At 33.1% G+C, this 11364-nt stretch carries 9 protein-coding genes; 2 read left to right on the forward strand and 7 right to left on the reverse strand.

Annotated features, from left to right (window positions below):
* Positions 1-134 precede the first annotated feature (134 nt).
* On the reverse strand, positions 135-1529 hold the full coding sequence (locus RDK80_RS10450; protein WP_308524246.1) for a sigma 54-interacting transcriptional regulator: 1395 nt from the start codon (positions 1527-1529) through the stop codon (positions 135-137).
* A 275-nt stretch (positions 1530-1804) separates the two neighbouring features.
* On the opposite strand from RDK80_RS10450, the gene RDK80_RS10455 reads away from it, so the two are divergent.
* Positions 1805-2878, forward strand: a complete 1074-nt coding sequence (locus RDK80_RS10455; protein ID WP_094903224.1) for a D-alanine--D-alanine ligase — start codon at positions 1805-1807, stop codon at positions 2876-2878.
* A gap of 5 nt (positions 2879-2883) precedes the next feature.
* Positions 2884-4260, forward strand: a complete 1377-nt coding sequence (murF, locus tag RDK80_RS10460; RefSeq protein WP_308524247.1) for a UDP-N-acetylmuramoyl-tripeptide--D-alanyl-D-alanine ligase — start codon at positions 2884-2886, stop codon at positions 4258-4260.
* Between the two features lie 43 nt (positions 4261-4303).
* Here murF and RDK80_RS10465 read toward each other — a convergent pair whose 3' ends face one another.
* The 6 genes from RDK80_RS10465 to RDK80_RS10490 are packed head-to-tail and all read right to left on the reverse strand — an operon-like array spanning position 4304 to position 11359.
* Entirely contained in the window at positions 4304-5107 is an 804-nt protein-coding gene (locus RDK80_RS10465) for an XdhC/CoxI family protein (RefSeq protein WP_308524248.1), read from the reverse strand.
* Complete coding sequence (gene yqeB / locus RDK80_RS10470) at positions 5028-5909, reverse strand: selenium-dependent molybdenum cofactor biosynthesis protein YqeB (protein ID WP_308524249.1); 882 nt, start codon at positions 5907-5909, stop codon at positions 5028-5030. The genes RDK80_RS10465 and yqeB overlap by 80 nt, the downstream gene beginning before the upstream one ends.
* A gap of 29 nt (positions 5910-5938) precedes the next feature.
* On the reverse strand, positions 5939-7333 hold the full coding sequence (gene hydA / locus RDK80_RS10475) for a dihydropyrimidinase (protein WP_308524250.1): 1395 nt from the start codon (positions 7331-7333) through the stop codon (positions 5939-5941).
* 4 nt (positions 7334-7337) lie between these two features.
* Positions 7338-8918, reverse strand: coding sequence for a D-aminoacylase (locus tag RDK80_RS10480; protein ID WP_308524251.1), 1581 nt, complete (start codon positions 8916-8918; stop codon positions 7338-7340).
* Between the two features lie 18 nt (positions 8919-8936).
* The gene (locus RDK80_RS10485) at positions 8937-10019 is read right to left on the reverse strand and encodes a 4Fe-4S binding protein (RefSeq protein WP_308524252.1); all 1083 of its coding nucleotides are present in this window, start codon (positions 10017-10019) and stop codon (positions 8937-8939) included.
* A 29-nt stretch (positions 10020-10048) separates the two neighbouring features.
* Positions 10049-11359 (reverse strand): amidohydrolase family protein, encoded by a 1311-nt coding sequence (locus RDK80_RS10490; RefSeq protein WP_308524253.1) that lies wholly within the window; start codon positions 11357-11359, stop codon positions 10049-10051.
* Positions 11360-11364 lie beyond the last annotated feature (5 nt).

Below are 11364 nucleotides of genomic sequence, written 5' to 3' on the forward strand. Positions count from 1 at the left end.
CCTATATCAATTGCAATACCTATGCCAGTTATATATGTATGCTAAAATACATATTTAGGAAGTTATTTCCATTAATAGTTTCAATTAAAAAAGGATTTGATGATAATTATCATCAAATCCTCAGAAATATTTCATCAGCAATATTTTATTTTTAATCTTTTTGCCTTTTTCACCACAGTAGATTGATCTATGTCTAAAGCTTCAGCAACCTTTCTAGTGGTTTTGTATTTTTCAAAAGCTGAGATTAATATTCTCCGTTCTAGCTCCTCTACAGACTGTTTGAGAGGAACTATTTCATCACTATTATAATTTATTTCTTTTGTTGGTTCTATTATTTCTGCCACTTGTATATCTTCAACTATGTCACCCAGAGTAGTTATTACAAGTCTTTCAATTATATTTTCTAGCTCCCTAATATTCCCCGGATAATTATAATCTATTAATATATTATAACCTCCCTCTGATATAGTCTTATGAGTCCCATGTTCATTGTTATAGTTATCAAGAAACATTTTTACTAAGGATGGTACATCTTCTTTTCGTTCTCTTAAGGATGGTATATTTATAGGAACCACATTTAACCTATAATATAAATCTTCTCTAAATTTACCTTCTTGAATAAGCTTTTTTAAATCTTTATTAGTAGCAGCAATTAGCCTGCCCTCAACTTTTATAGGCTTTTCTCCTCCTAATCGGAGTACCTTTTTATCATCTAAAACATGAAGTAGCTTTACTTGAAGATTCATAGGCATATCACCTATTTCATCTAAAAATATGGTACCCTTCCCTGCAATTTCAAATAATCCTTTTTTGCCTCCTTTTGTAGCTCCAGTAAAAGCTCCGCTTTCATAACCAAATAATTCTGATTCCAAAAGATTTTCTGGTATTGCACCACAGTTTATAGGAACAAAAGGCTCATTTTTTCTAATGCTACTTTCATGTATAACTTTAGCAATATATCCTTTACCTACTCCTGTTTCTCCTAATAACAGCACTGTTGCATCTAAATCACATATATGAAGAATTAATTCCATTATTTTATTCATTGACACACTTTTATAATTTACCTTCGAATCATATATAGCTTGCCTTTTATTTAACTCCTTTTGAAACCATTGTAATTGACTTTGTATATCCTTAAGCTCCTGACCCAGCATTTGATTTTCAGTTATATCCCTTGAGATATTTATTATTTTAGTTATTTTTCCTTCTTCGTCAAACATTGGTATTCCAGTTACCATTAACGTCCTATTGGCACCTGTTTTCTGTATCAATGTTGCTTTTTCACCTTTTCTTATCACTTCTGCTGTAACTGAAGTATCAAATACTCCGTTTTTTTCTAATTCAAAGGCATTACATCCAATTAGTCCATTTTCTGAAACTCCAAAATATGGTTCGCAGGATTTACTGACCTTTGTAAATACACCATTTCCATCTGCTATAGTTATTTGATCGAAACTCACATCCAATATTAATTTTAATTCCTCATAGGCTTGCTTATAATAATCCAATATATCCTCACTATACATTAATATCGCTCCCATCTAAAATGTCTAGCAAATATAAGTTATTTCTATAACAATCATTATACTATAAGTAAAAATAAATATCGAGTTACTACTTTATCCCAATATTAGAATATTATATACTCTCCTATGAATAATTTAGACTTATTTTCTATATATTTAAGTAATTATAGCACTAATATAATTGTAATTGAATTGTAAGATAAAATTAAATTATTTAAAAGGATATTATGATATAATCTATTTAGTAAACTAATGTCTCAAATAGGAGGTCTAGTATGAAAACAAATATTTATGTATTATGTGGTGGAAAATCAGTTGAACATGATATATCTTTAAGAAGCGCTTCAGCAATAATGAATGCAATAGATAGAGAAAAATATAATGTTTATCCAATTTATATTACTAATGAAGGTGTATGGTGCAATTTAGGTTTATTAGAAGAAAAAATTAATGCTCCCGATGAATTAAGGCGTGCAACCTCTTCTACAGTATCTTTTTCAATAGGGGAATTTCTGACTAAAGTTCTTAATAATAATGAAAAGAATTTGGTTATCCCTGCCCTTCATGGACCTAATGGCGAAGATGGAACTATTCAAGGCTTTTTAGAATTACTTGATATCCCTTATCTAGGAAATGAAGTTTTATCATCTGCTGTAGCAATGGACAAAGTAATGACTAAGGATTTATTTTCAAAATATAATATTCCGCAGGTTAAGTATCTTTCATTTAGGCTATATAGTTGGCAAGAAAACGAAGAAGATGCTTACAACCTAGTTGAAAATGAAATAGGTTATCCATGTTATGTAAAACCTTCTAACGGAGGTTCTAGTGTTGGTATCAGTAGAGCTGAAAACCGAGAAGAACTAAAGTCCTCTTTCAAGGAAGCCTTCCTTTATGATCGAAAAATAATTATTGAAAAAGAAATAGTGGCTAGAGAGATGCAAATTTCAGTAATTGGTAATAATCATCCAAAAGCTTCTGTTCCCGGAGAATTTATTATGGAAAGACCATTTTTTGACTATAATGCTAAATATATAGATGGTAAATTAATACCTGTAATACCGGCAAGATTAGAGCCAGAGATCAGTGACAAAGTACGTGAAACTGCTGTAAAGGCCTTTAAAATACTTAATTGTCATGGTCTCGCTAGAGTAGATATATTTGTTACAGATGAAAATGAGATATTTGTTAATGAAGTAAATACTATGCCTGGTTTTACAGCTGTAAGTATGACTCCCGTTTTATGGGGAGCCACTGATGGTACCACCTATGCTGAATTGATAGAAAGGTTAATTCAGTTAGCCTTAGAGAGATATAATGAAAAGAAAGTTATAGTAAATACGAGGTGAAAATTTTGATAACAAGAAATTTAAAAGAAGTTCAAAAAATGTGTGGTGGTTCAGGATTACAAGAACAATATGAAGCTCTTATGATACAAGGTGTTTCTACAGATTCCAGAAACGTAAATGCTGGTCAATTGTTTATTCCACTAGTAGGAGAAAATTTTAATGGCCATGATTTTATTACCATGGCAATAGGTAAAGGGGCAGCTGCCAGTCTATGGAACCATAATGAGCCAAAGCCTGACCTTGATTTTCCCTTTATAATAGTAGAAGATACAGTATCAGCCCTACAACAATTAGCCAGATCCTATCGGGAAGAGCTAAATACAAAGGTAATAGGTATTACAGGAAGTAATGGCAAAACTTCAACCAAAGATATATTGGCAAGTATTTTAAAAACTCAGTATAAAACTCATAAAACCTTAGGTAATTTTAATAATTATATTGGATTGCCTTTAACTATTCTTTCCATGGATGAAGATACAGAAATGGCCGTACTAGAAATGGGTATGGATAATTTTGGACAAATTGAGCTATTGACTTCTATTGCTAAACCAGACGCTGCTGTAATTACCAACATAGGCGAAGCTCACTTAGAAGGTTTAAAAACTAAAGAAAATATTGCAAAGGCAAAACTAGAAATATTGAAGGGCTTAAAGCCTAATGATCTATTCCTTTATTATGGAGATGACTCCTTGCTGAAAAATGAAGTAGAACATATTTCAATGAATTATCAAGTTATGACTTATGGCACTAAGGATTATAATAATTATCAGCCTGAAATAGTTTTTGTAAATGAAACTGGAGATTCTTTCTTCTTAAGGGAACCTTCTTCACCACAATTCTTTTTACCTATGTTAGGAGAACATCAGGTACTTAACGCTACCGCAGCCATTGCAGTAGCTAGATATTTTGGTGTATCTTATGAAAACATTGAGAAAGGTCTTCTTAATGTAGAAAAAACTGGAATGAGAAATGAATTAATTAAAGGAAACGGGTTTACTATTCTTAATGATTCTTATAAATCTAATCCTTCCTCTGTTTTGGCAGCATTGGATACTATGTATTCTATGTTGGGATGCAGCCAAAAAATAGTTGTTCTTGGTGATATGCTAGGCATAGGAGATGATGAAATAAATATGCATAAAGATATAGGCATGAAAATCAACTCTGATAAAATAGATTATGTATTTACCTTTGGTGACCTAGCAAAATATATTGCCGAAACTGCAAAGCTACGATTTGGTAAAGATCGAGTTCTATCTTTTGACAGCAAATCTGATTTGATTAAAAAAGTTAAAGAAATCGTAAAACCCGATGCTTTAGTTCTAGTAAAGGCTTCAAGACCTTTAGCAATGGAAGAGGTAGTAGAGGGTTTAATCAATTAAAAAAACTTCCGCTTTTATATAACCCATAAAAGCGGAAGTTATCTTATTTTTTTAAAGCATCCTTCATATGCATAAGGGCTCCATCGTTTCTTACTAGCTGAATTTCAGATAATATACTTAACGCTATAGTTTCTGGACTTCCATCAGATATTTTAATACCTATAGGAGCATATACTCTATTTAATTTTTCTTCAGATATTCCCTTTTCCTTCAAATTTCTCATCATGGTCATTACTTTTTTCTTAGAACCCATAGCACCAATATATCTAGCATCACTATTGACTACAGCCTCTAAAGCTTCCTCATCATAAGCATGACCCCTTGTAACTATTACTATGTAAGTATCTCTATCTATAGGATATTGCTGTAATTTCTCCTTTATATTACCCAAAACCAATTCATGAGCCAATGAAAATCCTTCTGCCGATAAAAATTCTTCTCGGTCTTCAAAAATTACTATATCGAAGTTTAATAAACCAGCAAATTGATATATAGAATACCCTACATGACCTCCTCCGACTATTAAAAGTTTTGGTTTTCTTTTATAGACATCTATAAAAATATCCACTTCTCCTCCGCATATCATATTTAAACCTTCTGTATGCAAAGGAAGATTTATACTATAGCTAGTTCCTTCTTTTATAGCTTCAAGGGATAATTCTATAACTCTTTTTTCTAGAGCTCCTCCACCAATGGTTCCATGGATACTGCCATCCTCTAAAACGGCCATTATAGCTCCTTCCCTTCTAGGTGCAGACCCTTCAGCCCTAGTAATGGTGGCTATAGCTAACTCTTCTCCATTCTCTATATTCACTAAGGCTTTTCTCATTACAGATAAATCTGCCATAATTAGCCCTCCTTTCCATCTGTAAATATTGTATTCCTTCTAAAACTCCACCACCAATAGCTCTAGCCTTATCAGAAATAGTAAAAGCATAATCTCTTATCCCTCTAGGATCAATATCCCCTATCTTCAATCCCTTATAAACAGACATTCCCTCTTTTATCATTCCTCTAAGTATACCTGATATCTGAGCCTTTACATCTATATTTCCTACTCTACAAACTACATCTCCATCTCTTACCATATCTCCAATGTTAAAAAAAGACCTTATTATTCCATTATCTGATGCTCTAATTATCCTTTCTTCCCTATACCCCATTGTTTCTCCCGGAATACCTGTATTTTTTTCTGCACTTCCACTATATATAACCCTGCCTAAATTATGTCCTCTGTTGCTTTCAATCACTAAATTCACATCTACACCTGCCTCAAATCCCGGACCTACTCCAATGGTTATAGGTGCCATATCCATCTTAGTTCCAAGATTTTTCTTAGCTATAATAGCATCAACTACAGCCAAAGGCTTTAACTCTCCTATTACATCTCCTTCTTTATCTATATATACTGGAATATTACCATCCCTAAGAACTTGCTTAATATCATCTATACATCTAGAAAAAACGGCTTTAACTCCTTCGACTATTATTTCTCCGCTATATACAGCTTCACAAAATGCAACGGTTCTCCTAATTGCCAAAGGTTGCTCTACTTCTATAATTACAACTTTATAGCCTACTCTAAATAATCTATGGGCTATTCCTGTAGCTAAATCTCCGCCGCCTCTTATGACTATTAGATTTTTCATATCAATCACCTTCTAATATTCTAAGTATGCTACCATCTGCTATTCAAGCAGAACCTATTTCTCCTCTGATATTTACCAATTGGTTTAGATACTATGAGTTTCTCATCCCTTACCAACATTTTTCCTCTTAAAAAAATATATTCGAATTTTCCATATTGGGTGAAGCCCTCATATAAATTATAATCAACATTTTGAACTTGATTTTCTGCTTCTATTAGGGAAACATGTTCTGGATTAAATATTACAATATCAGCATCACTTCCCTCTTTTATAATTCCCTTCTTAGGATATAATCCAAATACCCTTGCAGGATTTTCGGAAATAATTTCAACTAACTTTTCCATTCCTATTCTATTTTCCTTCACTCCATAGGTGTATATAAGTTTAAATCTATTCTCTACACCGGGACCTCCGTTTGGAATCTTAGTGAAGTCCTCTAATCCTAATTCTTTTTGTCCCTTATAGTTAAAGGCACAATGATCCGTTGCCACTATTTGGATTTCTCCCTCTCTTAATCCATTCCATAATGTTTTGCTGCTTTCTATATCTCTAAGAGGAGGAGACAATACATATTTTGCTCCTTCAAACTTATCCTCCCCTTTAGGTATATAACAGTCCTTATTTAATAGAAGATACTGAGTACAAGTCTCAGCTATTATCTTATTCCCCCTATCTCTCCCCCTCTTTATTTCATCATAGCCTTCTTTAGAACTTAAATGGACTATATAGACAGGTATATCTATTATTTCCGCTATAGTAATCAATCTTGATACGGCTTCTTTTTCAAGAGATGGAGGTCTTGTCAGCATATGATAAATTGGCTCTATATTTTCTTCGAGTATGGCTTCTTCTCTAAGCTTTTCTATTAAATCACCATTTTCACAATGAAATCCCATTATTACTCCCAGTTCCTTAGCTCTTTTCAATGCTAAATATATGGAACCATCGTCTACTTGCAAATCTTTATATGCAAAAAACATCTTGAAGGAGGTTATGCCTTCACCGACCATTTCGGCCATCTCTTGGCTTGTCCTATCATTCCAATCTGATATAGTCATATGGTAGCTGTAATCTGTATAGGTCTTATTCCTCGCTTTTTTATTCCAAGTATCTAAAGCATGTCTTAAAGTACCGCCTTTAATTTGTTCAGCAAAATCTATAATAGTAGTAGTTCCGCCCATAATAGCTGCCTTAGTTCCAGTTCTAAAATCATCTGCAACTATTCCTCCTGCTTCACAATCAAAATGAGTATGAACATCTATAGCCCCAGGCATTATATAATATCCTTTAGCATCAATTATTTCATCTTCATCCTTAGCTATATTTAATCCTATTTCTACTATTTTTTCCTTGACTATACGAACATCTTTTTCTAATATCCCCCTTGAGCTCACTATTTTTCCATTAGTTATTACAATTCCCATAACTTCAACCCCTTAATATACTTCCAGCTAAAATCCTATTATACTTCCCTTCCTCTATAACTATATTGCCATTGATTATAACGTAGTCTATACCTTCTGAATATTGCTTTGGCTCTGTATAAGTTCCCTTATCTATTATTTTTTCAAAATCAAAGATTGCAATATCTGCAAAGTATCCTTCCTTTATTTGTCCCCTATCGGAAATTTTTATGATTTCTGCCGGCTTATTAGTCATTTTATATATGGCTTCTTCTAAAGAAAGAACCTTTTCTTCCCTTACATATCTGCCTAATACCCTTGGAAAAGAACCATATAATCTTGGATGAGGATTATCAGATGGCATACCGTCAGTACAAACATTATGCTCTGGTCTTTTTAATATCTTTGCAACATGTTCTTCCAGACCATAGAAATCAACCATGTCTACAGAATTTCCTTCATCATAAATTAGATCAAAGGTAGCATTATAAGGGTCTTTACCCTTTATCTTTCCTAATTCAATAAGATTCTTACCTAATAAAGACTTATTTTCTTCCTTATTCACTGAAGTAATAAATATCTGGTCTAATCCTGCAAAGTCACCAAAATTATCCCATCCCCGAATTCCTGTTTCTATATCTTTTATAATTCTTTTCCTATTCTCCTCGACTTCTAATCTCTCCAATAGCTTTTCCGTTCCGCCTTCGTAAACCCAAGGCGGCAGTATAACTCCTAGACTAGTACTTCCTGCTACATAGGGATATTGATCAAAGGAAACCCTAAGACCTTCCTTTTTAGCTTCTTCTAATAATCCAAATGCTTCATCTAAATACTTCCAATTATTTTTCCCACATACTTTAAAATGAGAAAAATGTATTTTAACCCCTGATTCTCTCCCTATTCTTATTACTTCTTTCATAGATTCAATAATAGTATCTGCTTCTGATCTTTGATGAACTGCAAATATTCCATCAAATTCAGCTACTACTTTACATATTTCTATTAGTTCTTCTGTACTACCATAAACACAAGGAGAATAAATAAGACCAGTAGAGAGTCCAAGGGCTCCCCCTTTCATTTCTCTACTTATAATTTCTCTCATTTTCTCTAAATCACTAGGATCTGCCTTTTTATTTTCTAGTCCCATGACTTCAAGTCTAATATTTCCGTGGGGAATTAAATAACCTTGATTTAGTCCTACGCCTTTTTCTTCCAACATATTTAGATAGTTTTCCGTAGTCTCATAGTTCCAGTCTATATCATCACTATCTCCATTAAAAGCAGCGTTGATTTTTCTCCACTCCTTTATATATTTCTTTGGAAGGGGAGCCATTGATCGTCCATCTTGTCCTAATATCTCAGTGGTTATACCTTGTCTTATTTTTATTTCATTATATGGATTTACAAGTATAGCAAGATCTGAATGGCTATGGGTATCTATGAAGCCAGGAGAGATTACTCTCTCCTTGGCATCAATTATTTTGTCAGCCTCTTCATCTATAGTTCCAACTTTTTTAATCCTATTATCTACTATTAAAACATCTCCAATAAATGGTTTATTTAGGTTCCCATCTACTATTAATCCATTTTTAATTAAGATTTTCATTTACTCACCAGCTTTATATTAGTTATTCGCTTTCTGTAATTCTGAAACCTCAAGAGCCTTAGTAGGACATACAGAAACACAAAGTCCGCAGTATCTGCATTCTTCTTCATCTAATTCCATGGTCTCATTTAAAGTTCTTGCTTTATATGCACATACCTTTGCACAAAGACTACATCTAGTACATTTCTCTTCATTATACATAAATTCAAACTTTATTCTTTCATTTACATCACCCATATGTTGATGAACTACACCACAAGCTTCTTCTATTGAATTATATCCAAGTCTTTCAAGGTAGGCTTTGAAATCATTAAATATCTTCCCTATGACGCTTTCTCCTCTTAATATAGGCGCTGTACAAACTCCGATAAAGTTAGCTCCCGCCATTACCATTTCTATAGCATCAGCACCACTCATACATCCTCCTAAACCGATTATAGGAACTTTTACTTTCTTTCTAATCTCATAGATTTTGTGTAAAGTAATTGGCTTTATAACTTCACCAGTTAACCATCCAAGACCATTACCTCCTAATAATGGTCTTCCAGTTTCTATATCAATTCTAAAAGCCGGTCCTACTGAGTCACATGCAGTAATAGCATCTACTCCTGCTTCTTCTAATTCTTTACAGAAATCTCCTATGTTTTCAATCATAGGTGGAAGCTTTGCTATTACTGGAATATTCACTCTATTTTTAGTATCCTTAACCATAGGAATAAGATCAGTATAGTCATAGGAAACCAATTCGATTATATCTGCTCCTGCCTTTTCTACCTTTTCTACTAATTCACTGCTTTCCTCCAATGTATGGCCAACAGATGCTATGGTTATAACTCCCATTTTCTTTAACTTTGGAAGTTCTTCATTTATCCATCTTTCCGGCTCAAAATCAGTCCATTTTTCATTATTTATAAGAGAATTATTTGTGCTTCTTACCATGTGAGGAGCTGGATTTATTGCCCTTTCTTTTCTAATGGTCTTTGTAACCACTGCACCCGCTCCTACATCAGATAATATTCTCATACCTTCCGCACTATATGATAAAGGGCCTGAGCCTATGATAATCGGTGATTTTAGTTGAACTCCTAGTAAATTATACATATATTTTCCTCCTAATATTTAAGTGGTCTTTAAAATTTCCAAAATTCTTCCGCTACAGCTCTCATCTCCCTAGAAACTTCTTCCTTGTTTATGACCTTTAACTTTCCATCTTCTAATACGGATTTTCCATTTATATAAACACTATGAATAAATTCCTTTTGTCCATGAACTACTATTTGGTCAAATATATTGTCTAAGGTAACAGGGGTTTTGAATTCATCCTCCATGATTATAAAGTCTGCTCTATTACCTACCATTAATCTTCCAGTATCATTCCATCCCAATGCCTTAGCTCCATATTCAGTAGCCATTCTAAATACTGTACTAGCTGGCATAACAGATGCGTCCTCCTTACTAGCCTTGTGTAATAAAAACGCTGCTTTTATTACAGTAAAGAAATCATTTATATAACCATCAGTTCCAAGGGCTACTTCTACTCCAGCCTTTAACAGTTCTGGAATAGGTGCAAAACCACCTCCAACTTCACAGTTACTTAAAGGCATATGAACTACCTTAACACCCTTTTCCTTCAAAATATTAATTTCATTTTCATTTACCTTAACACATTGAGATGCTAAAACATTATTATCTAATAACCCTAAATCATCTAAATAATTAACAGGTCTTCTTCCATAATCCTTTAGACAATGGTTTACTTCATAAATACTCTCAGATAAATGAAACTGCCATGGCACATTTATCTCTTTTGCCTTATCCTGAGCAAATTTTAGGAATTTATCTGAACAGGTAAAGGTAGTATGAGTACACATGATTCCACTAATATTTTTACTGTTTTCTCTGCTCCAGTGTATTAGTGATTCATTTTCTTCTAAACATTTAATTCCGTTATCATAACTTATTCTTTCACAGCTTTCCAAGGAAAGAACTGCCTTCATTCCTATTTCTTCAAGAATTTTTCCTTGCTCTATTAAAGTACCCTCTTCAGTCTTTGGCGCTTCTAATGTATCACAGAATCCTATGACACCTGACTCTATAAGCTCCATCACTGAAGCCTTAGTAGTTGCTTTTACTTCTTTTAATCCAATTCTATTTTCTATAAAAGGCCACCAATAATCCCAAAGAAATCCTTCAAAATCTTTAAATTCCACATTGGCAGGTATGCCCCTTGAAAGAATACCATATTGATGCATATGAGCATTTATAAATCCTGGCATTATAATTGAATCAGATTTATCTACTACCTTTACATTAGGATACTTTTTTTCAGCTTCACTATTTGATAATATATCTATTACATTTTCTCCTTCTACTACTAAGGAATGATCTATATATATATCTTCTGATGAAGATATTAAATATTTTCCCTTTATAATTAACATTAATA

Source organism: uncultured Tissierella sp., assembly GCF_902479755.1.
GTDB classification, from domain to species: Bacteria; Bacillota; Clostridia; order Tissierellales; family Tissierellaceae; genus Tissierella; species Tissierella carlieri.